A 23,854-nucleotide genomic window follows, 5' to 3' on the forward strand; every position below is an offset into this window, starting at 1 on the left:
TCATTCTGTTAAAGCAGGTTTTTTGAAAGATAGAAAATAGCATTTAATCTAACTTCAATACAGCTAAGAAGGCTTCTTGTGGCACTTCTACATTGCCAATTTGGCGCATCCGTTTTTTCCCTTCCTTTTGTTTTTCTAACAATTTACGTTTACGGCTAATATCGCCACCATAGCATTTTGCAGTAACATCTTTTCGCATGGCAGAAATGGTTTCACGGGCAATTACTTTAGCACCAATAGCAGCCTGTATGGCAATTTGAAATTGTTGACGAGGCAGTAATTCTTTTAACTTTTCACACAATTTACGCCCAAAATCATGCGCTCTGCTTCTATGAATCAAAGCACTTAAAGCATCTACTTTATCCCCATTCAACAAAATATCCATTTTCACAATATCAGCTTCTCTATACCCGATAGGCGAATAATCGAAAGAGGCATACCCACGGGTACTACTTTTTAGTTTATCATAAAAATCAAACACAATTTCAGTTAATGGCATTTCAAAAATTAATTCTACCCTTGTTGGGGTTAAATACGACTGATTAATGAGAATACCCCGTTTGCCTAAACAAAGTGTCATAATATTGCCAATATAATCCGGCAGTGTAATAATTTGTGCTTTGATAAATGGTTCTTCAATCCTGTCTAAACGCGTAGGATCGGGCATTTCATAAGGATTATTCACTATAATTTTATCGCCTTTTGAAGTATAGGCATGAAAACTAACGTTGGGAACTGTGGTAATAACGGTTTGATTAAATTCTCTTTCTAAGCGCTCCTGAATAATTTCCATGTGCAGCAGGCCTAAAAATCCGCAACGGAAACCAAAACCAAGGGCTTGGGAAGTCTCTAATTCAAATGTAAGGGATGCATCATTCAGTTGCAGCTTATCCATACATTCCCGCAATTCTTCAAAATCATCTGTATTTACAGGATAAATGCCGGCAAATACCATTGGTTTTACTTCTTCAAAACCCTGAATCATGGCACCGGGATTGGCAGCCAGTGTAATGGTATCGCCCACTTTCACTTCTTTGGCATTTTTAATTCCGGTAATAATATAACCTACATCTCCGGCGCGGAGCTCATCTTTTGGTGTCATGGTTAATTTCAGTACACCCACCTCATCTGCAAAATAATCCTGACCGGTTGATACAAACTGGATTTTATCACCTTTTCGCAGTGTGCCATTCATAATTTTGAAGTACACAATAATGCCTCTGAAACTATTGAAAACACTATCAAATATCAGTGCCTGCAAAGGTGCATCCACCTCTCCTTTTGGGGCAGGAATACGCTCAATAATGGCCTGAAGAATTTCAGTAATGCCAATACCCGATTTGCCGCTTGCCAATAAAATTTCTTCGGGTTTACAGCCAATTAAATCTACAATCTGATCAGTTACTTCCGGAATCATGGCCCCATCCATATCAATTTTATTGATAACAGGGATAATTTCCAAATCATTATCAATAGCCAGATACAGGTTACTGATGGTTTGTGCCTGTATGCCTTGTGATGCATCTACTAACAACAAAGCACCCTCACAGGCTGCCAATGCACGGCTTACTTCATAACTAAAATCAACGTGGCCGGGTGTATCAATCAGGTTTAAAATGTATTCCTCTCCTTTGTACGGATAATTAATTTGAATGGCATGACTTTTAATGGTAATGCCTTTTTCGCGTTCCAAATCCATATCATCCAATACCTGATCCATCATATCTCTGGAGCCGATGGTCTTGGTTTCTTCCAACAATCTATCCGCCAGCGTACTTTTTCCGTGGTCAATATGTGCTATAATGCAAAAGTTTCTAATATTTTTCATACAAATGCAAAGATATAAGGATAGCTGTCAAATAGACTGTGGTGGGGAATTTTTGCGAATAATTTATCCTTTTTTGTTGAGCAAGGGTGGATATAAATCAACAATAAGCCGGGCAATAACAGGAGCAGCAAATACTTTAGCAGCAGCCTGTGCAATTTCGGCCCGGTTGTATTGATGGTATTGCTGCATCATCCTGATACAGGCTGCTACCAGTGCCTGCTCATCACCGGGTGCAACAACGATTCCATTGCCTGCATGAATGGGTTCTGCAGCGCCACCGGCATTGGAAGTAATAACCGGTAAACCGCAACACAGTGCTTCGGTAATTATACAGGGTGCATTTTCCTGCCAACTGAATAATACCAATGCAGATGATTGTTGCATAACAGCAGCCACATCCTCATGTTGCAATTCTCCTGTAAATTCAATGTATTCAGATAATTTTTTTTCTACAATCAGTCTTTCAATTTCAGGAGTTACTGGCCCTACCAACACTAATTTCCATTGTGTATGGTATTGTATCAATTGCTGAAATGCGTTTAGCAATCCGTGAATATTTTTTTGTGGAAGAAAAGAAGATACATGTAAAAAAATAAACACATGATTAGCAATATCGGGTTGATAATAAAACTTCTCTGTATCTGCTAAATTAGGAATAACGCTTACCCGCGGTAAATGGAAAAGTTTTTTTAAACGAAAAGCAATAGTTCGTGAAACATTGGTAACCAAGGCTGCTTCTTTTAAAACAGATTGTACGGCTTTTCTGAACCAAAAAGGCCTGTTTTGAAAAGCATCCATTGCAGTGGCGGCATACATGGAAGCATGTTCAGAAACAATATAAGGTATGTCATTTTTTTTGCACCAGCTACGTGCTACTAAACCTGCCCTGATGGGTGCATGTACATGAACTAAATCGGGCCATCCAAACTGTGCAACATATTTTTTAAGTATGGCAGCATAACAACGCCGGTAGGCATAATGATACAAAATTGTATTGAGCTTTTTAAACCAGGTTGGTGTATAATTAAAATAAACAATCCATTCTTCCAGCCTTTCATTTTTTGTACGAACACATCTGGTTTTCGTTCTTAAATGGCTACCTGCCTGTACCACATGAATTACTACAATGGGCATCATCGCAGCAACTGCCCTCGCGTTGCGTTGAATAAAATCGCCATTTTTAGGTTCTAATTCATCTGGATACCAACTGGCCAACCACAATACCTTCATATTATTCTGATTTTGAATGAAATAATGCCTGAATAAAACGCCAATCTGATTTTTTCAGGGACAACAAATCAATAGAAAGCGATGGCGGCATTTTTTTGTACTGATACAATGCCCATAAAGCAGCCACTATATAAGACAAGGTACTTACCAACGCTGCCCAAAAAATAGTATAAAAAGGTATAATCAAAATATTTCCTGCAATAGTAGTTACAGCAGCCAAAGCCGCTCCTACTATATTGATGCGAACGCGATTCATTCCACCAAAATAAGCAGAAAGCAAGTTTAAACACGATAGAAAAAATAAACCCGGAATGAACAGCAACAATACTTTGTGCATATTATTGAAGCTGGAACCAAAAAGATGCGTAAAAATAAATTGTCCGCCCGTTGCCACTACAATAAACAGTATCGAAAACATTAAGAAAAAAAACTTCATGCATGCGGCTAACCATTCATTCATTTGTTGGGTAGCGCCGCCATTGGCTGTTGTATTAAAAATTACCGGAGCAATGAATTGTGGAAGTAGGATAAACATTTGTGCTAATTTAGATGCCTGAATGTAATTGCCTGCATCATTAACGGTGGTGTATTGATGCACAAACCAATAGTCTAACCGATACACTAAAAAAAACAACACATTGGCCCACAATGCTTTCATCGCATATTGGTACACCTGTTGAAAAGATGAATGCATGGAACCGTTTTCCGTTTTCCATTTTACTTTTTGCATAAACACCAGCAAAACAACCACTCCATTCAAAAAAATAAAATAGAAATATGTTTTAAATAAAATTGCTATAGCAAAGTTTTTTCGATATTCAACCCACAAAATAAACACTAACAAAACGTTCAGTATGGCCTGTATTAAATTGGGTTTCAGATATTGCTTTTCAGCATACAATGTGGCTAAAAAAAAATTGGTAAGCAATGTGCCGGAAACAAACAGATACAAACCTGTATTAAAACCATTTGTGAACCTTGCAAAGAAAGTTGGAAACAATAACTGAACCATCAACAATACCATTAAAAGCACAATAATTTGGAACAAAGCCATTGTTATAGCGTGTTTAGCTCCTAATTTTTCTCCTGCATAATAATAACCCAAAGCACTTTCTAAACTCATCCCTCCTATTAAAACAATCAGTGCAAAAATAGCCGAAGCGTAAAAAAGCATTCCGGTGGCAGCGGCATTGGTAAAACGGGCAATGGCAACATTTACCAATAAAGCACTTAGCACATAGATGCTTCTTGCCAAAATTTGTTGTTGTACATTCTTTTTTAAACTTATCAAAGCAAAACATTTTTTACGCTAATTAAAAATAGCAGCTGCAAACCTGTAATCAAATATAATATGGCTATAGCAACCATCAACAATACAATTAAAATACTTTATTTTCGATGCAGCAACCAATGATATATGCCTTTTATCAAGCACATTAATAAAAAAGCAAAAAACGAAACAGAAACCGGTTTAAGCGCTGTAAGCAGTTTAGTGGGCGGTCGGTTTTTGAATCGTGATGGCACCCCAAATATTCAGGTAAAAGGAATGCGTTTTTTTGAAAGGTTAAATGTTTATCATGCACTCCTTTCGATGTCAATTTGGAAATTTTTGCTCATCGTTGTATTGTTCTTTATTTCGATAAATATTTTTTTTGCAGGTATTTATTTATGGATAGGGTTAGACCATTTAGGTGGTATTAAAACCACTACAGCTACAGAAAAATTTGGAGAAGCCTTCTTTTTCAGTGCCCAAACTTTTACTACCGTGGGTTACGGAAGAATAAGCCCCATTGGATTTATGGCAAGTTTTGTTGCATCATTAGAAGCCTTATTCGGGCTTTTGAGTTTTGCAATTGCTACCGGATTGATGTATGGGCGATTTGCCAGGCCCAAAGCTTACATTCAATACAGTAAAAATGCTTTGTTTGCTCCTTTTAAAGATGGCGTGGCTTTGATGGTTAGATTGGTGCCTTATACAAAAAATTATTTGGTAAATGTAGAAGCCCGTTTTACCATTTCTTTAAAAATTATGGAAGATGGTGTGATGAAAAATAGATTTTTCAGTGCCGCATTGGATATTTCAAAAGCTTCTACCTTAATGTCGAACTGGACGCTGGTGCATCCCATTCAACAAGATAGTCCGCTTTATGACCTCACACAAGCTGATATTGCTGCTGCAGAAACAGAATTGCTGGTATTTGTTGAAGGATTTGATGAAAGTTTTTCATCAACCGTTGTTTCAAGAACTTCGTATACCTATCGTGAATTTATTTATGGTGCCAAATTCGTTCCCATGTATCATCCATCAGAAGATGGTTCCACAACCATTTTGTATCTAGATAAACTCAATGCGTATGAACCCGCTACCCTTCCGGTTTCTATGTAATATTATTCCCAAAAACGAATGGGATATTGCATGCAATTATGATCTGCTTCTCCCTGCAAAAATTTTCCAATGCGTTGCAGCGCCTCACTGTTAATAGTAGTTTCAATATGCGGGAATAAAATGCGTTCTTCAAAACGAATATGTTTTTCCAGCCATTCACTTAATGCTGTAATATCATTATAGGTAACATGAATGGCCATTTTTTGAAAATATTGCTGCAGCAAACGATGCTCGTTCAACATTTGTTGAATACCGTTATGCAATACCGGATAAGTATTGCCTAAATTACTGAGGCAGGTTTCTTCTAACTGAAAATGGTGTTGCAAATCGTTCTCCCAGAAATGCATAGAAAAATCACAAATAATTTTTATAGCTGCATTTTTTGCAATCCCTTTTTTCAACAACAGGCAAAACAACAACCCATTGTGATGCTGCCTTGACAGTGGCTGCATGGCTTCTGTTCGTTTAATGGGCATTTAATCTAATGATTGAATGATGGTAATAAATTCGGCTGCCTGCAAAGAAGCGCCTCCTACCAATCCGCCATCCACATCGGGTTGAGAAAACAATTCTATTGCATTGGCTGCTTTTACACTACCGCCATATAAAATGGAAACAGATTGTGCAACATGATGACCATATTTTTGTTCTAATTGCTTGCGAATAAAGGCATGCATTTGCTGTGCCTGAGCTGTTGTGGCCGTTTTGCCGGTTCCAATAGCCCAAATAGGTTCATAGGCAATCACTACTTGTTGCAATTGTTCAGCGGTTAAATGAAAAAGTGATTCAACCAATTGATTGGCAACATATTCGGTTTCTTTACCTGCTTCTCTTACAACCAATGGTTCACCACAACAAAACAATGGTTGCAATTGCTGCGCTAAGCATTGGTCAATTTTTTCTGCCAGCATGGCATTCGTTTCATGAAAATATTCTCTTCTTTCACTATGTCCTATTACAACATACTGAACGCCTACAGATTGTAACATCAAAGCAGCCGTTTCGCCTGTATAGGCACCTGATTTTTTATTAGAACAGTTTTGTGCAGCAATAAAAATATTTTCTTTTCCACCACATTTTTCTACAGCCATGGGTATATAAGGGAACGGAACAGCAAAAATTACTTCCCGGCCGGGCAATAGCGCCAACGGCGCCTGCAATATATTGGTTATTAAAGTGGTAGCTTCTTCCAGGTTTAAATTCATTTTCCAGTTGGCGGCTGCAATTTGTTTGCGCATGTTGTTGATAATTTAATTCAATTTAAAAATAAAGTGTTTATTCACTCAATTGCTCAAAGATATGCTGCAGTATTTTAATTTCATGATTTGATAGCCTGCATTTTTTAAATTCCATCCAATGTAAAATATCCTCTATGGCACTGCTTAATACATATTTTTTTTCTATACCCCATGAAAAATGCGGCAGGTGTCTGGGCAACAATCCCGCTCCAAAAACATTACAACAAATACCCATTACAGTGGCCGTATTGATGGAGGAATTGATGGCTACACGGGTATAATCGCCCATTAAAACACCACATTTTTGAAGCGGTATGCCATAAGTTTTGGTAGCATCATTCCAAATAGTAACCGGAGCTCCGCTATTTTTGATATTACTGTTGCTGGTTCCGGCACCTATATTACACCAGTTTCCAACCACACTATCACCTAAATAACCATGATGCGCTTTGTTGCTATAATCCATGATAATACTGTTTTTAATTTCACCACCCGCCACGCTATACCTGCCAATTGAAGTGCCTCCATAAATAGTAGCTCCCATTTTTACAACAGCATTTGCACCAACGGCAATGGGGCCACGTAACAAAGTACCTTCCATCACCAAAGCATTTTCGCCAATGTATACAGGGCCATCGTTTGCATTGATGGTAACGTGTTTTACTATGGCATCAGGTGCTATCCATACTGCATCAGGATTTTCAATACGATTGGATGCATCCATTGTACCCGGTTGTTGTAAAGAACGAACTAATGTAATATCTTCCTGAATGATGGCTGCATTGAACCGAAACAAATCGGTAACAGATTGCAGCATTTGAAGGGAATGTTGAAATGAATTGAAAACAACAATATTATTTGTTTCATTTCGAAAAAAACTTAGAGCCATTACATGATTGCCACAAAAAGCAATCATCCGGTTTTGATAAGTAACAGATTGTCCGGGCCGTAATACAACCAATGTATTCAACAGCTCAATATTGGGTAAAATATTGGCGGCAACATAAATTGCTTCATTTTCAGGTACCGATGGGTATAAATTGCATAAATAATCTATTGTAGCAATATACACCGTAGTGCCTGAAAATTTTTCCCAACGTTCCTTTTGCGTAAAAATGCCAAAACGCAAATCAGCTACCGACCGGTTCACTGAAAAGGGATAAAAATCATTCCGCCAATCGGCATTATCGTACAATACAATAGGCAGCATATAGCATCGTTTTAAAATGTACATTCATTGTTCATAGCAAAGTACTTCCATGTTGAAAAAAAAGTTGAATCCAGCGTTTTCTGTTGTTGTATTTTTCCATATCAATAATTAAATCTTTTCTGGACAGTGTAGCAAAATCCGGTAAAGCACCCAATCGGTTTTCAATTTGTTGTAATTGTTCAATGGCCAGAAATCCCAAACAATATACCGCAGCCATGGTATAATTAAACAAACGTTTTTGTTTGTCAGGTGCATTCAGGGCATTGATTTCGTTTTTTAACAATAGAACTTGTTGCTTATAAGCATGCTGTATAGCAGCAACAGAAGAAAAATTGTTGGCAAACGTATAAATTCCCGCTCTGCTGTCTTTGTAAGTATCAAACAAATCATTGATCATTTGAATAATAGTACCTAACAAATACCAGCATTTTTTTTCTGCCCCGGTACCTTCCACATCCGTATAAAAATAACACATCAGCACTGCAAAGCCACCTTTACGATGGGTTACTGACAATAATGTTTCTGCTGAAATAGATGGATTGAATTGTTGCAAAGAATCTTTCTGGGCCGTAAACATATCATGAAACAAAGCCAGATAAGCATTTTTTTGTTTTACTTCCTGCAATAAATACCGGTGAATTGCTCGGATGAGATATTCATCATTCGACTTAGGTGTATAATCATCACCCGAAAAAGTAAGGGCTTCAATTTCAGCAACGGTTAATGCATGGTTATCAAAAAAATCATCGTACATCGATGCCATTACAAAATAATATACCAATCGGGTTTTTTCAGCAATAGTAGTATAACGTCCATGCAATTGCGTAAAAGCATCGCAAACAATGGGGGTATAAATGGCATAACTAATAATGGATTTTTGTTTTACCGCATCAGCTATTAAAACACCATGTTTTGTTTCAATAGCTGCAATCAGTTCCTGTGCAAAACGCTTCGATTGCCGCCTGCTGATAATAAAATGCAACAAAAGTTTGAAAACGACCGGAATGGCCAGTATGTATTTCTTTAAAGTTTCCACAGATTACAAAGAAACTATTATTTAGCATATCATTTTCATTGAATCAGAACCATGCTTTTTGTTACATGCCAAACAAAACAAGTTTAGTAACTTGCAGTTTTATTCAACAAATCATTGCACCATGAGTTTAGGCACATTTTCTTATCCCATGCCGGCCAATGAGCCGGTTTTACAGTATGCACCCGGAAGCAAAGAACGGGAATTGCTCAAAAAAGCATTGGCTGAATTAAAAGCAAACACTGCAGATATACCCATGTATATTGGGTCGAAAGAAGTAAAAACCAATAAAAAAATAGCACTGCATCCGCCACATGAAATAAAACACACTTTGGGTTATTTTCATGTAGGCGACGAAAAGCATGTACAGCAAGCCATTGATGCAGCATTAACGGCCAGAGAAGCCTGGGCTGCCATGCCTTGGGAAGACCGTGCAGGCATATTTTTAAAAGCCGCCGATTTATTGGCAACAAAATACCGGCCTTACATCAATGCAGCCACCATGTTGGGGCAAAGTAAAAATGCGTTTCAGGCAGAAATTGACAGTGCCTGTGAATTAATAGATTTTTTACGGTTTAATGTTCATTTTTTAAGTGAAATATACCGGCAGCAACCCAATAGTGCACCGGGTACGCACAACAGAATGGAATATCGCCCTTTAGAAGGTTTTGTAGTAGCAGTAACGCCATTTAACTTTACTGCCATTAGTGGTAATTTACCTACTTCGGCTGCCATGTGTGGCAATGTAGTGGTATGGAAACCGGCTAATACACAGATATTTGCGGCACAGTTGTTTATGAAAATATTGCTGGAAGCAGGTTTGCCACAAGGGGTAATTAATTTAATTTATGTGGATGGGCCGACTTTGGGAAAAGTTTGTTTTAATCACCGGGATTTTGCCGGTGTGCATTTTACCGGTTCAACCGGGGTATTCAATACCATGTGGGAAACCATTGGAAAAAATATGGCCATGTACAAATCGTACCCCCGTATTGTTGGCGAAACCGGAGGAAAAGATTTTGTAGTGGTACACAAATCAGCCGACGTTGATGTAACGGTTACGGCTTTGTTACGCGGCGCTTTTGAATATCAGGGTCAAAAATGTTCTGCCGCGTCCAGAGCATATATCCCTTCTAATCTTGCTGAAAAAATCAAGAAAAAATTAGTAGCCGGTGTACATAGTTTTAAAATGGGCACCGTAGAAGATTTCAGCAATTTTATTAATGCTGTAATTGATGAAAAAAGTTTTGACAAAATTAAAAGTTATATTGACGGAGCCAGGCGCTCTAAAAAAGCTTCCATTTTAGTGGGTGGTGAATGCAGCAAAAAAGAAGGCTACTTTATACAGCCTACCATTATTATAGCAGAAGATCCGAAATATGTAACACTTTGTGAAGAAATATTTGGGCCTGTACTCACCCTGTATGTATATCCTGCCAACGAATTTGAAGCTGTATTAGATTTGGTTGACGGTACATCACCTTATGCATTAACAGGTTCTATCCTGGCAAAAGACCGTGAAGCCATTGTTTTGGCTACGCACAAACTTCGCAATGCTGCCGGTAATTTTTATATTAATGATAAACCTACCGGAGCGGTAGTGGGGCAACAACCCTTTGGTGGGGCCAGAGCCAGTGGTACCAACGACAAAGCAGGAAGTATTTTAAACCTGTACCGCTGGTTAAGTGCCAGAACCATTAAAGAAACATTTCATCCGCCTGTAGATTACGGTTACCCCTTTATGCAGGAGTCATAACAACAATATACTTGTTACTATTAAAAAGCAGCCCTGAAATTAAACAGGGCTGCTTTTACATTTGAAGGGATATATAAAAATTCATTCAGGCATTAAAACGGCATTAATTACATGTATTAGTCCGTTACTTGCCATTACATCAGTAGCAGTAACCATTGCTGTGCCACCTTTAGCATCATTCAGCTTATGCTTTTCATCATGCACACTTGCCTTCAACATTTCCCCTTGCAATGTATTTACTTCGGCAGTGCCATGCCCCTTTTTAATGGCGGCTAATACATCTTTAGCAGTTGGTTTACCGGGAACTACGTGGTAAGTTAAAATTTTAGTTAGCAGTGCCTTGTTTTCAGGCTTCAATAAATAGCCACTGTACCATCCGGCAATTGATTAAATGCAGCTTTGGTAAGAGCAAAAACCGTAAAAGGCCCCTTCCCCCTTCTGTAGCCTGTAACAATCCTGCTGCTTTAACGGCAGCAATGGCTAAAACTGTTTTCTGCGCTTGTACCGAAAACGTACCCGGTAAAAGAATTGCCGCAAAGGCAAAGGATAATAATTTTGTTTTCATAACGCATTTTTTTAACGATTGTGCATAACAAAAGGTTGGATCATTTTCATATTTTAATAAAATATGCTATTTTGAGTAATGATTACAGGCAGCTTTAAATTTTTTCATTCAACAAAAAGGTTTAAATGAAATAGAAAATTCATTTAAAAAATTTTTGAATCAACCTGTTTGTAAGAATATTCATTTTAAATTACAGCAAACTATTATCCATTCAATATGCAATTTCAACTTATATTAGAATCAAATACGCCTGCTATCATTGGTTTAAATTACCAGTATCCTTTATCGGCAGCCATTTATAGAATTATAAGAACTTTTAAAACTACCATATTGGAATTGAAATCAGTAATTGGTTGAATGTGATATAAATTTTATCATATTTTAATGTACGAAAAACAGGGAATGGGTAGTACTGTTTTTCCATACTACCCATTTGTATAGTGGAGATAAGAAAGTCTGAATTGGTATTATTTGAAATCTGCCGATTTTAGCCCTTGATTTACTTTTACATCTTTCACATCAAATTCAATTTTCAGTTTGCCCTGATCAACAATTGTTTTCATAGGCACCTGCAAACCGTTGTATGATTTATAATCATGATAAAAAGTTTGAATAACCATTTTTCCTGCCGGACCACCATCTTTTTCAGTTACAGATTTTACTTTTAATCCGGTTTTTACATCATAGTAATTGGTAAAAGTTCTGCCCTTGGGCGATTTAATTTCAACAACATAAGCATCATTGCCTTCAATGGATTCAATATCTTTTACTGTATAAGTATAACCATCTTTTGATAAATAATACGCTTCAGGCAGCATGGCAGCACTTTCAGCCAATTCTTCTTTATCATCATCTTTCAAAGGCTGCTCCTGTCCTTGCGTAGATACAGAATAAGTACCATCTTTAATCAGTTGCTTTTGCAACAGCATGCTTTGAATCGTTAAAGTTTGTTCAAAATAATCGGGTAACAAGTATTTTTGATCGAATTGTAAAGTTTGCCCCATTGCACCAGCGATTCCACTTATTTCTACATCTTTAATATCTTTTAAAGCGGCATTACCCATTACGGCTGCAGCTTTTTCAATAATACTTTTACCCGAAACACCGGCATCTGCTTTTTTAGTAACAGGAGCAACAACAGGATTTCCTTCTACATCGTAGTATTGAATGGTTCCATATTTAGCAAGTCCGGATACTACTTGTTTGGCATTGCCTACAATAACGGTATACATATGTTGGGGCTGAATGTATTTTTTCGCCATCTCCATAACGGTACCGGCATTAACAGCAGCAATATTTTTTAAATAGTTTTGATAATAATCGGATGGCAAGTGGTAAATGGCTTCATTTAAAGCAAAATTTGCAACCGTGGCAGGGTTTTCCAAACTTCTGGCAAACGCGCCACTGAGTGTATTTTTAGAAAGTTCTACCTCTGTATCACTTACCGGTGTAGTTCTGATTAATTCAAACTCTTTTAAGAACTCACCTACTGCACTATCGGTTTTTTCATTCCGTACGGATGCTTCAGCATTGAAGCTGCCAATTAATTTATCGGGATTAACAGCACTGTAAGCACCATAAGTAAATCCATGCTTTTCGCGAAGATTCATGAATAAACGGGAAGATGCCCCACCACCCAAAATATTATTCATTACCATGACAGGGATTACATCTGCATCGCCGGGTTTCAAAGGTTCGGTTTGAACAAAATTAATTACGCTTTGCACAGATACCGGCCTGTCTACTACAGCAATAATGGGTTTGGCAGGATGAACGGGTACTGGATATTGAGGTTTCGGAACATCTCCCCGCTCCCATTTTCCAAAATAGGTTTCTGCTAATTCTTTTGCTTCTTCTTTGGTAATATCACCAACAAAAACCAAATAACTGATGTTGGGTTTCCAATAGGTTGCAAAATAATTTTTAATATCTGTAACAGTAACATTTTTAACGGTACTATCGGTTTCAATTTCACCATAAGGATGGTTAGCGCCATATAATAATTTACTCACTACATTTCCTGCAATAGAATTGGGATCATCTTTACTTTGTGCCAGTCCTGAAAGTTCCTGCCTACGAATTTTTTCTAGTTGATCAGCAGGGAATGAAGGATGGAATGTAATATCGGCCATAATTGCAAACAACTTTTTGAAGTTTGTGGAAAGGGCTGAACCGCCAATACTGGTAGCACTGGCATAAATATTACCACCTAAAAAATCGATGGCGTCATCCAATGCTGCTTTATTCATAGTGGTGGTACCACTGCGCAACAATTGTCCCGCCATACTGGTTAATCCCGCTTTGTTTCCTTCCAGTACCGGATCTATATTTACGGTTAATGAAACCGAAACTCTGGGTAATTTGGTATTACGAACTACAATTACTTCTAATCTGTTAGACAAAGTAAATTTTTCAGTTTTGCCAATTTCAATGGTTTTTGCAGGGCCCGGCGGCGGTGGTACTGCCCTGTTTATGTTTTCCTGTGCCCAAATTGCGATGGGTGACAGTAATAATAATGTTAGAATAAAACGTTTCATAAGTTTATTTTTTATGATGTTATTGTTCTGAAAAATGCAAACGCGGTATATAGGTTTGTACATAATATTTCAGAATAATGAAGATCGTTTACATGTTAGGCATTGCATACACTAAAAAATGTCCGGTTTATTTTTTGTATTGATCCTTTGTTCCTTTGGGAACATAATACAGAATAACCCGGTTATCTTTTACAAAATATTTTTGGGCAACATCCAAAACATCTTCTCTTGTAACCGCATCTAATTTTTTGATTTCTGTATTAATTAAATCGGCATCACCAAAATAAACCTGATAATTAGCAAGCGATTCTGCAATACCCTGCATGGTGCTGTTACGCGTTACAAATTGAGTATTGATCTGATTCTTTACTTTTTGAAATTCGTGTTCGCTCACCAATCCGTTTTTCAATGCATTCACTACCGAGTCCATATTTTTTTCTAACACCTGCGGCTGCACGCCTGAGTTGGCAATACTGTATATAATAAAGAGGCTTGCATCTTCCAGCGCATAGTTAAAAGCGCCGGTAGCCACTGCTAATTGTTTTTGGTCAACCATTACTTTATTGAGTTGTGCAGAATTACCGCCCGATAAAATGGTACTTAAAACATTAAATGCATAGTATTCATTCGTTCCCTGTTTGGGTGCCCGGTAAGCTTCTATTACAGCGGGCAATTGAATATTATCTTCAATCACATCCCTTACTTCTCCACCCAAAGGGGGCTCCGTTATGTTGGGGCGAGGTATGGGTAAAGTTCCTTTGGGTATGGGGCCAAAATAAGCTGCAATTAGTTTTTTTGTTTCCGGAATATCAATATCTCCGGCAATAGAAAGCACCGCATTATTGGGCACATAAAATGTTTTGTAAAACTGTATAAACTCATCTAATTTGGCAGAATTTAAATCTTCCATACTACCAATGGGTTGGTATTTATAGGGATGTACTTTAAAAGCACGTTTAAATATTTCGCCAATAATACTGCCATAAGGCTGGTTATCTATTCTGGTGCGCTTTTCTTCCTTAACTACTTCACGTTGGGTATTTACACCCACCTGCTCTATTTTAGCATGCATCATTCGTTCGCTTTCTAACCATAAGCCCAATTGTAATTGATTAGCTGGTAATACTTCATAGTAGTAAGTTCTATCCTGAGTGGTATTGGCGTTGTTGGTGCCACCGGCATTACTAACATATTTCATAAATTCACCCCGCTTAATATTATCGCTACCCTCAAACATCAGGTGCTCAAAAAAATGTGCAAAACCTGTACGGCCGGGTAGTTCGTTTTTAGAACCTACATGATACAACACACCTACTGCTACCACCGGCGCTGTTTTATCGCGGTGTAAAATAACGGTTAATCCGTTGGGTAGTGTGTACTCATCAAATTCAATTTTTCGGGCTTGTGCCTGTATTAGTTGACCTAGCAAGCAAAAGGTTGCCGCAACAAAAAAATTTTTTTTCATTTGCAAGGAATTTATTTTTAAAATATGAACATTTGGGCACTCTGCAAAAGAATAATTAAAAAAAAATTCTGAGCGATGCATATAAGATTTAATGCAAGCCATCAATTTGTATGGATTGCATTAATACAAATTTTTAGCAATTTATAAGAAAAAATATATCCAAAAAAAATTATTTTATTGTTTTATCCATTCCAATAAAAACTGATTGGTGATGGTATTGGGATTCAGCCATTGAATGGTGGTATCTTTTTTAAACCAGGTAATTTGCCGCTTGGCATAATGCCTTGTGTTTAACTGAATTAACTCAATAGCCCTGTTTAATGAAACAAAACCATTCAAATAATCGAATATTTCTTTGTAACCCACTGTTTGCAATGCATTGAGCTGTTGTAAGGGCAGCAGTGCTGTTACCTCTGCTACTAACCCTGCTTCTACCATAGCATATACCCGTTCATTAATTCTTTGGTATAAGTCTGCACGAGGTAATTCTAACCCAATTTTTAAAATTCTGAATGATCGTTGAACGCTTTTTTTAGAACGAAAATGCACAACCGATTTACCGGTAGCTTCCATCACTTCTAAAGCCCGCATTAAGCGTTGCGGATTTTGTTGTTCGGCCTGTTGCCAAAAAACGGGATCATTTTTTTTAACCTGTTCCTGCAGCCATACTAATCCTTTTTGATGATAATTTTGAATGATGCTGTTTCTTAAATCAGGTGGTACCGACGGAATGATATCCAACCCATTGCAAAATGCATCTACATATAAACCACTGCCACCAACCATTACTGCAACGGGATGTTTGGAAAAAATGTTTGCTGCTGCCTGCAAAGCATATTGTTCAAAAACGGCTGCATTTACATCATCGTATACAGAATGCGAATTAATAAAATAATGTGGTACCAACTCCAGTTCTGCAAGCGTAGGCTTGGCAACGCCAATATTGAGTTCGCGATAACATTGGCGAGAGTCGGCAGAAATAATTTCGGTATTCAACAATTGTGCAATACGCAAAGCCAGTGCCGTTTTACCTACAGCAGTAGGCCCTACCACTAAAATCATCAAAGGATTCAATGAATACACAAGTAATATTTTTAATGAATGCCGATTAAGAATAACTCAGGCTATTTTTTAAAAATCATCCAGCCCCTGACCTTCAGCATCTTCTGCGTTTTCTTCTAAATTATCATCTGAGCTGTTCTCTCCATCACTTTCTTCACCAAAACCATCACCGGTTTCCGTTAAATCATATTTTTCTTCTATATCAGCAAATTTTTCACCCAATAATGATTTGGTGCCATATTGTTGAGGCCCTATTCCTTCAATACGGGTAATTGCAGGATAATTTAACTTGGTATTTTCTTCCTTACTTACCTGAATCAATGCTACCAGAAAAACCCAATTTTTATCAAAATCATACACATAAATGAATTTCTGATTGGGATCTTTGATTTCACTGCCAATGGTGGTTTCGGCCATTAATAAAGGAGCAACCACATAAGGTTTTTCATATACCGCCAGCGAAATTTCACGGCCCCGCTGCCAGGCATCGTTACTTCTGTAAAAAGTTGCCTGATGCTTATTATCGAATTCATAGGCTTTCAATATGGCTAAATGTAAATCGAGAAAATGCTGGGTATGTTTGATGGCGATATCTCTGTAAACTGCATCATCTTCTTCTAAATAAACCCTGAATTTTAAAATGGCCATGGTGTACAATTTTGTGTATATATCCAAACAAACAGCTATTCAATAAAAATAACTGCTTATATTTATAATTTGCTGCCTTTCAATATTTAGCTTTTGTTAATGCTTCAAAGAAACGAAAAACATTTTAAATGGGCTGCAGGTTTAATGCAGCTGCTTTTTGCAGCATAAATGCATAGGCATCCTGGTAGGTATTGGGAATAACCCCGTCAAGAATCGCTTCCCGAATGGCATCTTTAATTATCCCTACTTTTTTGCCGGGTGGCAAGCCGAAAATGCGCATAATGTCTTCGCCTGAAAGTGGCGGTTGCCAGTTGCGTAAATGATCTTTTTCTTCAACTGCCTTCATCCGTTCTTTTACCATTTCAAAATTTTGCAGATACCGCTGCACTTTTTGTTTGTTTTTGCTGGTAATATCTGCATTGCATAATAACATAAGTGCGTCAATATCATTTCCTGCATCAAACAACAATCGGCGAATGGCACTATCAGTTATATTTTCCTTGGTAAGCGAAATAGGTCTTAAATGCAACTCTACTATTTTTTTTACCTGGCGCATTTTTTCATTAAGGGGTAATTTAAACTGCGCAAATATTTTGGGTACCATCCTTGCACCCACTACCTCATGGCCATAAAAAGTAAAGCCGTGGCCTGGTTCAAATCTTTTTGTTGCAGGTTTACCAATATCATGCAATAATGCAGCCCAACGCAACCATAAATCATCTGTAACTTCAGCAATATTATCTATTACCTGAAGGGTATGGTAAAAATTATCTTTATGTCCCATCCCATCAATATTTTCAGCACCATGTAAGGCCATCATTTGTGGAAAAATAATAGAAAGAAGTCCTGATTTACTTAACATTTGTAACCCAATGCCGGGTTTAGTTGCCAGTAAAATTTTATTAAACTCATCTGTAATTCTTTCCTGTGAAACAATTTTAATACGATGTGCATCTTGTTGTATGGCATCAAAAGTGGCAGGTGCAATAGTAAAATTTAATTGGGTAGCAAAACGAATAGCCCGCATCATGCGTAAAGGATCATCGCTAAAAGTTTGCAGGGGATCTAATGGGGTTTGAATAATTTTAGCCTTCAAATCATGTATACCATTAAAAGGATCTAACAACATTCCATAATCATCCGCATTTAAACTGATACCCATGGCATTAATGGTAAAATCGCGCCGTAACTGATCTTCTGCCAGTGTTCCTGCCATTACTTTTGGTTTTCTGCTTTGCTCGGTATAACTTTCTTTTCTTGCACCCACAAATTCTACTTCAAAAAAACTGCCATCGGGCAATGGTAATTTAATTTGGGCAGTTCCAAAATTTTTAAAGAAAGCAACGTTGGGTTTGGGCTGAAACAATTTTGCAACGGCATGTGCCAGTTCAATGCCATCGCCCAAACATACTATATCTGCATCTTTGGTAGGCCTGCCCAGAATTTTATCCCGAACAAAACCACCAATTAAATATGACGGCATTTGCATTTGCTGTGTTGCTTTGGCTATGGTTGTAATAATTTTTTCTTCTGTATTTGATAAAGTAATCTGCATTGCGGCAAAGGTACAAATTGAAAAAGGCATTTAACAACCGAATTTTTTATTGCATATATCCTGTATTTAACAATATGCTATCAAATAACGTAACCCGGTTGCTGCATTTTAATTTGCAAGGGTTGCAGCAATTGCGGGGCTTGTATATGCAAGGCACAATGAAAATGCCCTTGGGGGCAAGCAGCCCTGCCATGTATACCACAGGGCCTGCAACTTAATTGTTCCAGTATCTCTACAATATATTGTTCATGGCTAAGCGGCCCATATCCAAAAGCGGGAATGGTGGAACAGTACACAACAGTAACCGGTGCATTGACTGCTGAGGCAAAATGCATGGGAGCCGAATCGTTCACATAGTTCATGAATGCAGCTTCCATTAAAGCGGCCGACTGTAAAAAACTTAATTTCCCTGCTAAATTTTCCACTTGTTTACCGGAACTGGCAGCGGCTATATTTGCACACAAAGCATTATCTGAAGCTGCACCCAATAAATAAATTGTTAATGAATCTGGTATTTGATGAATCAATTCTATCCATTTTTCAGCCGGGTATTGCTTGGTGAACCATACAGAAGCCGGAGCAATACAGATATATTTTTTATTCTGCAAATATTGTACTGAAGCTGCGATGGATGCATTATAATACAATTTAGGCAAAGCTGCCTTTCCATTTGTAAAATGTGCAATCAGTTGTTGATTGCGTTCAATTTCATGCAACGGTGTACCATTTTTGCCGAAATGATGCACAATTGATTTTGTGAAAAAACAACTGAATGGATTGGTTCGAAAACCAATTGTTTCAGCAGCACCTGAAAAAGCAGTTAATAAACCTGTTGCAGCATAACGCTGCACATTGATTACCCTGGTATATTTTTCTTTTCGAATTTGAAATAATAATTGAATAAGATGCCGATACTTCTGCTTTTTCTTATCCCAGATTAGTACATTTTCTATATAAGGATGTGCTTCAAACAGCGACTCATTCCCTTTACGAACCAAAACATGTAGTAAAGTTTCAGGGTATTGAGCATGTATTTTTTCCAACAATCCGGTTGCCAGAACAACATCGCCAATAAATGCGGTTTGAATGAGCAGCACTTTTTCCATATCTGCAAAATAAATGCATAATAGGCAGCATTATTCAAATTCCAGTTCATTGCTGAAAAATTCCCAATCGAACAACAGATATTTTTCTTTAAAAAGGCAAAGGGGTTTAGGAACCAATGTAGCTTCGATATCGTTTTGTATTTCGGTTAAATCAGAAGCAATGGTATGCCTATCCAGCCCCATTTGAAGAATTAATTCAATGAAAGGCTGCACTTTTTCGGAAGGAACATCTACAATAACTCTGGCCATACCATTTTATTAGCTTCTTCTAAGCTAAATAATTTTTGTTATAAAAAGAAGCTTTTACCTGAGAATTAATGAAAATAAAAATATTATGACGATAAGAAGCTGATAATCAGAACCTGTGCAAAAAAAATCATACTTTTTTATCAATTATTCTTCAACATTGTTGTCCGACTGAAATTGTAAAATAATAATGGTTCAAACCCCTTACAGAAGCATATTTCAGCCGATTTCAAAAAATGGGGAGCTTCCGCCAATTTTGAATTTTCTTTGAATCACTGTCAAAACATTTTTGACACATAACCCAAAACCGTATTATGGGCGTAAAACATAGATGGAGCCATCCTGTCGCCATGCAATAATGGTAGAAGGCACTGAGGGCTGTTTATCATCTTGTCGGTATTGAACCACATAATCTACTGAAGAGCAAATTGTTTCTGAAATAGATGCAAAATTAGCCGGAGATGGTTCTCCACTCAGATTAGCCGAAGTGCTAACGATGGGCTTTTTAAATCTTTTAATGAGTTGTTTACAAAATGGATCTTGGCAAATACGAATAGCAATGGAGCCATTTTCGGCAATTACATTATCTGCAAATCCAATGGCTGCAGGATAAATAACGGTAGTGGGCTTTTGTTGCTTTGCTAAAAAATTAAATACCGACAAGTCTAAGGCAGCCACATGCTGTAATACTTGCTTTTCATCTGCTACCAATACAACTAAACTTTTTTGGGGCGGACGATTTTTGATTTGAAAAACTTTATCAACCGCTGCCGCATTCGTAGCATCGCAGCCAATACCCCAAATGGTATCGGTAGGATACAGCAAGGTACCACCTGCCTCCAAAACCTTTAATGCATGAATAATATCTGGTTCAAACGATTTCATTTTTCAAAACTAACAGAATTACATTTATTTAAATGAATGTAATATCATTTTTTTTTATAACCATCAGCCAACTTTCTGTAACCGTTTATAATTATGTTTGCAAAAATTTTTTTTAATGGAATTACAAACACGCATCATCGCCGCCTGGAATGACAGAAATTTATTACAGGACAAACAATACAGTGACGCCGTTCGCGAAGTGATAGAAGCCATTGATAAAGGCCAACTAAGAACTGCTGCCCCCACAGCGCAAGGGTGGCAGGTAAATGAATGGGTAAAACAAGCCATTCTATTGTATTTTGCCATACAACCCATGGAAACCTACCAACTGCCCCCATTTGAATTTTACGACAAAATGTTGCTAAAGAAAAATTATGCAGCATTAGGCGTACGTGCAGTACCTCATGCAGTAGCACGTTATGGTGCCTATTTAGCCAAAAATGTGGTATTAATGCCAAGTTATGTGAATATTGGTGCTTATGTAGATGAAGGCACAATGGTAGATACATGGGCCACAGTTGGCAGTTGTGCACAAATTGGCAAACACGTTCACCTGAGTGGCGGTGTGGGTATTGGCGGTGTACTGGAACCGTTACAGGCCAGTCCTGTTATTATTGAAGATGGTTGCTTTTTAGGCAGCCGCAGTATTGTTGTAGAGGGGGTTCGTGTTGAAAAAGAAGCCGTTTTAGGTGCCAATGTGGTATTAACACAATCAACTAAAATAATTGATGTAAGTGGTAATATCCCAAAAGAATACAGAGGCTATGTGCCGGCCAGAAGTGTGGTCATTCCGGGTACTTATCCTAAACAATTTCCAGCCGGCGAATACCAGGTTAGCTGTGCTTTAATTATTGGGCAAAGAAAACCAAGTACTGATTTAAAAACCAGTTTGAATGATGCACTGCGTGATTTTAATGTAGCAGTATAATTGAAATTTAAAATACTGCCTTAGGCAGTAAGTTATTATTGCCTGAATTGTTGAATCATGCATACAAAAATCAGAACAGGAATGGCGGGCGGGTTTATTATTGCCATTACAGGTGCACTGCTTTTTTCAACCAAAGCCATTTTTGTGAAGCTGGCATTTCAACATACGCAGGTATCAGCCATCCATTTGCTGGTATTGCGTATGTTGTTTTCATTGCCATTTTACCTGATTGCAGCAACTTATGCCCGTAAAACCAGTACCGAAAAGCTAACCCGCAAACAATGGGTTTTATTAGCCTTGATGGGTATTTTAGGATACTACCTGAGCAGCTTGTTCGATTTTATGGGTTTGCAATTTGTTTCTGCAGGTTTAGAAAGACTGATACTGTTCTTGTATCCAACGTTTACCGTACTGATCAATACTTTTTATTTTAAAACAAAACTGAAACGAACACAAGTTGCCGCTCTGCTCTTAACTTACATTGGTATTGGCATTGCCTTTTTAGGAGAAGTAAAATTAGATGCCGGAAATATCCATTTCTTTTTGGGCACATTCATGATTTTTTTATGTGCTGTAACTTATTCAATATATTTAGCGGGTACAGGAAAATTAGTGCCCATTATAGGCTCTACAAAATATACCGCCTATGTAATGCTGTTCGCAACTATGGGTGTTTTTACGCATTTTTTAATAACCAACCATCAAAATTTTGGCCAACTGCTGCAACCCAATTTGCTCATCTATGGCATTGCACTGGCAATCATTGCAACAGTGCTACCTTCTTTTTTAATGAATATTAGTATGAATAAAATTGGCAGTAATAATGTGGCGATTATTACCAGTATTGGCCCTGTTTCCACCATTATACAAGCACATTTCTTTTTAGATGAGCCCATCTTTTTTTTACAATTAGCCGGAACTGCTTTGGTTATTGTAGGTATTCTCTTAATAGGATGGAAACCCTCATGAACCTGATACCAAAAAGGAATTAATTTTTGGGTCTTAGCATGTATTGCTGATAAGCCGGATTTTTTAATATCCATAGCCTTTCTTCTATTTGCATTTTTAGTAAAAGTATTTTTAGCAATATCAGTAAAATTGCTCATCGCCACCATGTAAAACAAAACAATAACATGGCTACTGCAAAAAGCAATACGGTAGGTACATGGGATGCCGGATAAAACAATAATGACTCACTTCAACCAATTTTGCTTTTGTTGCCGGCAGCTATGGTACAATACACAATTTTGATTGGCGCATAAACACTATTGCCCAACCCAATAACAGCAATGAAAGTAACACAAGCACAATTTTCCCAAAAAATTCCATTCAAAATATGGCGTGAGTGCAATGAGTGCAGCAATTGCAAACATTTGCCCAGACACTAACTAAGCAATATGAATTTTTTTTTGACATAAAAGGTATGCAGCAAGTTAAGAAGATTTATTCAGGCAGTATTCCTCCCCATATTCCCAATTCAATTCTGACAGAAATACAGCAACCCCACAATTAAAATGTCATTTTTTCTTAATTTATACACCTTGCCTGCCAAAAAGTATGCAACAAATACAGTTGCACAGGATTTGAGCATTGAGTTAGCAAAATGCTGAAAAAAATAAAAAAACCTTCAGCAAAAAAATGGATTGTTAACCACTAAAATGATACAACTATGACACTCGTAAAAAGCAACAACATGGCACCTGTATTCAACAGGTTATTTGATGATTTCTTTAACAATGATTGGGCTGATTGGGGCCTTCGGAATTTTTCAGGGGAAGGAAGCACATTGCCCAAAGTAAACATTAAAGAGGATGACAACGGCTATACCGTTGAAATGGCAGCTCCGGGCATGAAAAAAGAGGATTTTAATGTAAACTTAGACAAACAAGTGCTGACCATTAGTGCTGAAGCAAAAGAGGAAAAAGAAGAGAAAAAAGCCAATTACAGCAGGAAGGAATTCAATTATCAAAGTTTTCAACGCAGTTTTAGTTTGCCTGAAACTGCTGATGATGAAAAAATTTCTGCTCAGTACAAGGATGGCATCTTAAACATTTACATCCCCAAAAAAGAAGAAGCAAAACCCAAACCAGCTAAAACCATAGCTATTGCTTAAGCCGAAGTTGAAGAAAGAAACGCAATGGGTTGTGCGGCTGCAACAGTATAAGCACAACCCATT

The 23,854-nt window shown here is 37.6% G+C and carries 23 protein-coding genes; 6 read left to right on the top strand and 17 right to left on the bottom strand.

Annotated features, from left to right (window positions below; genetic code table 11):
* Positions 1-43: 43 nt before the first annotated feature.
* The 3 genes from lepA to A0F92_RS14920 all read right to left on the bottom strand — a co-directional run bounded on the left by lepA (position 44) and on the right by A0F92_RS14920 (position 4,349).
* On the bottom strand, positions 44-1,828 hold the full coding sequence (gene lepA / locus A0F92_RS14910; RefSeq protein ID WP_068248059.1) for a translation elongation factor 4: 1,785 nt from the start codon (positions 1,826-1,828) through the stop codon (positions 44-46).
* A gap of 63 nt (positions 1,829-1,891) precedes the next feature.
* A complete protein-coding gene (locus A0F92_RS14915; RefSeq protein ID WP_068248062.1) occupies positions 1,892-3,058 on the bottom strand; it encodes a glycosyltransferase in 1,167 nt (388 codons plus the stop codon).
* 1 nt (position 3,059) lies between these two features.
* Entirely contained in the window at positions 3,060-4,349 is a 1,290-nt protein-coding gene (locus A0F92_RS14920) for a lipopolysaccharide biosynthesis protein (RefSeq protein ID WP_068248067.1), read from the bottom strand.
* Between the two features lie 126 nt (positions 4,350-4,475).
* On the opposite strand from A0F92_RS14920, the gene A0F92_RS14925 reads away from it, so the two are divergent.
* Positions 4,476-5,444 (top strand): ion channel, encoded by a 969-nt coding sequence (locus A0F92_RS14925; RefSeq protein WP_068248069.1) that lies wholly within the window; start codon positions 4,476-4,478, stop codon positions 5,442-5,444.
* 2 nt (positions 5,445-5,446) lie between these two features.
* Here A0F92_RS14925 and A0F92_RS14930 read toward each other — a convergent pair whose 3' ends face one another.
* The 4 genes from A0F92_RS14930 to A0F92_RS14945 are packed head-to-tail and all read right to left on the bottom strand — an operon-like array spanning position 5,447 to position 8,928.
* Entirely contained in the window at positions 5,447-5,920 is a 474-nt protein-coding gene (locus A0F92_RS14930; RefSeq protein ID WP_068248072.1) for a hemerythrin domain-containing protein, read from the bottom strand.
* On the bottom strand, positions 5,921-6,682 hold the full coding sequence (gene tpiA / locus A0F92_RS14935) for a triose-phosphate isomerase (RefSeq protein WP_068248075.1): 762 nt from the start codon (positions 6,680-6,682) through the stop codon (positions 5,921-5,923).
* A 37-nt stretch (positions 6,683-6,719) separates the two neighbouring features.
* Entirely contained in the window at positions 6,720-7,892 is a 1,173-nt protein-coding gene (locus A0F92_RS14940) for a putative sugar nucleotidyl transferase (RefSeq protein WP_068248299.1), read from the bottom strand.
* Positions 7,893-7,923: 31 nt separating this feature from the next.
* Positions 7,924-8,928, bottom strand: coding sequence for a class 1 isoprenoid biosynthesis enzyme (locus A0F92_RS14945; protein WP_068248077.1), 1,005 nt, complete (start codon positions 8,926-8,928; stop codon positions 7,924-7,926).
* A gap of 121 nt (positions 8,929-9,049) precedes the next feature.
* Between A0F92_RS14945 and pruA the strand changes: the two genes are divergently transcribed.
* Positions 9,050-10,681, top strand: coding sequence for an L-glutamate gamma-semialdehyde dehydrogenase (gene pruA, locus A0F92_RS14950; RefSeq protein ID WP_068248078.1), 1,632 nt, complete (start codon positions 9,050-9,052; stop codon positions 10,679-10,681).
* An 81-nt stretch (positions 10,682-10,762) separates the two neighbouring features.
* Here the strand turns inward: pruA and A0F92_RS15910 are convergent, their stop codons facing one another.
* Entirely contained in the window at positions 10,763-11,038 is a 276-nt protein-coding gene (locus tag A0F92_RS15910; protein WP_253810522.1) for a fasciclin domain-containing protein, read from the bottom strand.
* Positions 11,028-11,246, bottom strand: a complete 219-nt coding sequence (locus A0F92_RS15915; RefSeq protein ID WP_253810524.1) for a hypothetical protein — start codon at positions 11,244-11,246, stop codon at positions 11,028-11,030. Before A0F92_RS15915 ends, A0F92_RS15910 begins: the two co-directional genes overlap by 11 nt.
* A gap of 216 nt (positions 11,247-11,462) precedes the next feature.
* Here A0F92_RS15915 and A0F92_RS15725 point away from each other — a divergent pair, with 216 nt between their 5' ends.
* Positions 11,463-11,603: a hypothetical protein gene (locus tag A0F92_RS15725; protein WP_167517132.1), complete on the top strand. Its 141-nt coding sequence runs from the start codon at positions 11,463-11,465 to the stop codon at positions 11,601-11,603.
* A 110-nt stretch (positions 11,604-11,713) separates the two neighbouring features.
* Here the strand turns inward: A0F92_RS15725 and A0F92_RS14960 are convergent, their stop codons facing one another.
* From A0F92_RS14960 to A0F92_RS14995, 8 genes are all read right to left on the bottom strand, one after another.
* Positions 11,714-13,783, bottom strand: a complete 2,070-nt coding sequence (locus A0F92_RS14960; protein ID WP_068248083.1) for an insulinase family protein — start codon at positions 13,781-13,783, stop codon at positions 11,714-11,716.
* A gap of 127 nt (positions 13,784-13,910) precedes the next feature.
* Entirely contained in the window at positions 13,911-15,212 is a 1,302-nt protein-coding gene (locus tag A0F92_RS14965; protein WP_253810526.1) for a M16 family metallopeptidase, read from the bottom strand.
* A gap of 210 nt (positions 15,213-15,422) precedes the next feature.
* Positions 15,423-16,331 (bottom strand): tRNA (adenosine(37)-N6)-dimethylallyltransferase MiaA, encoded by a 909-nt coding sequence (gene miaA / locus A0F92_RS14970; RefSeq protein ID WP_253810528.1) that lies wholly within the window; start codon positions 16,329-16,331, stop codon positions 15,423-15,425.
* A gap of 48 nt (positions 16,332-16,379) precedes the next feature.
* Positions 16,380-16,958 carry an IS1096 element passenger TnpR family protein gene (locus A0F92_RS14975; RefSeq protein WP_068248091.1) on the bottom strand — a complete coding sequence of 193 codons (579 nt, stop codon included), beginning with the start codon at positions 16,956-16,958 and terminating at the stop codon, positions 16,380-16,382.
* Between the two features lie 124 nt (positions 16,959-17,082).
* Positions 17,083-18,513 carry a CCA tRNA nucleotidyltransferase gene (locus A0F92_RS14980; protein ID WP_068248305.1) on the bottom strand — a complete coding sequence of 477 codons (1,431 nt, stop codon included), beginning with the start codon at positions 18,511-18,513 and terminating at the stop codon, positions 17,083-17,085.
* Between the two features lie 80 nt (positions 18,514-18,593).
* The gene (locus A0F92_RS14985; protein WP_068248094.1) at positions 18,594-19,619 is read right to left on the bottom strand and encodes a glycosyltransferase family 9 protein; all 1,026 of its coding nucleotides are present in this window, start codon (positions 19,617-19,619) and stop codon (positions 18,594-18,596) included.
* 30 nt (positions 19,620-19,649) lie between these two features.
* Complete coding sequence (locus A0F92_RS14990) at positions 19,650-19,868, bottom strand: hypothetical protein (protein ID WP_068248107.1); 219 nt, start codon at positions 19,866-19,868, stop codon at positions 19,650-19,652.
* A gap of 309 nt (positions 19,869-20,177) precedes the next feature.
* Positions 20,178-20,750 (bottom strand): L-threonylcarbamoyladenylate synthase, encoded by a 573-nt coding sequence (locus tag A0F92_RS14995; RefSeq protein ID WP_068248109.1) that lies wholly within the window; start codon positions 20,748-20,750, stop codon positions 20,178-20,180.
* Between the two features lie 115 nt (positions 20,751-20,865).
* On the opposite strand from A0F92_RS14995, the gene A0F92_RS15000 reads away from it, so the two are divergent.
* The 3 genes from A0F92_RS15000 to A0F92_RS15010 all read left to right on the top strand — a co-directional run bounded on the left by A0F92_RS15000 (position 20,866) and on the right by A0F92_RS15010 (position 23,791).
* Entirely contained in the window at positions 20,866-21,678 is an 813-nt protein-coding gene (locus A0F92_RS15000) for a 2,3,4,5-tetrahydropyridine-2,6-dicarboxylate N-succinyltransferase (RefSeq protein ID WP_068248112.1), read from the top strand.
* A 57-nt stretch (positions 21,679-21,735) separates the two neighbouring features.
* Positions 21,736-22,647 carry a DMT family transporter gene (locus tag A0F92_RS15005; protein ID WP_167517133.1) on the top strand — a complete coding sequence of 304 codons (912 nt, stop codon included), beginning with the start codon at positions 21,736-21,738 and terminating at the stop codon, positions 22,645-22,647.
* Positions 22,648-23,371: 724 nt separating this feature from the next.
* Positions 23,372-23,791, top strand: coding sequence for an Hsp20/alpha crystallin family protein (locus A0F92_RS15010; protein ID WP_253810530.1), 420 nt, complete (start codon positions 23,372-23,374; stop codon positions 23,789-23,791).
* Positions 23,792-23,854: the final 63 nt, after the last annotated feature.

This window comes from Hydrotalea flava (assembly GCF_001623405.1).
GTDB lineage: Bacteria > Bacteroidota > Bacteroidia > Chitinophagales > Chitinophagaceae > Hydrotalea > Hydrotalea flava.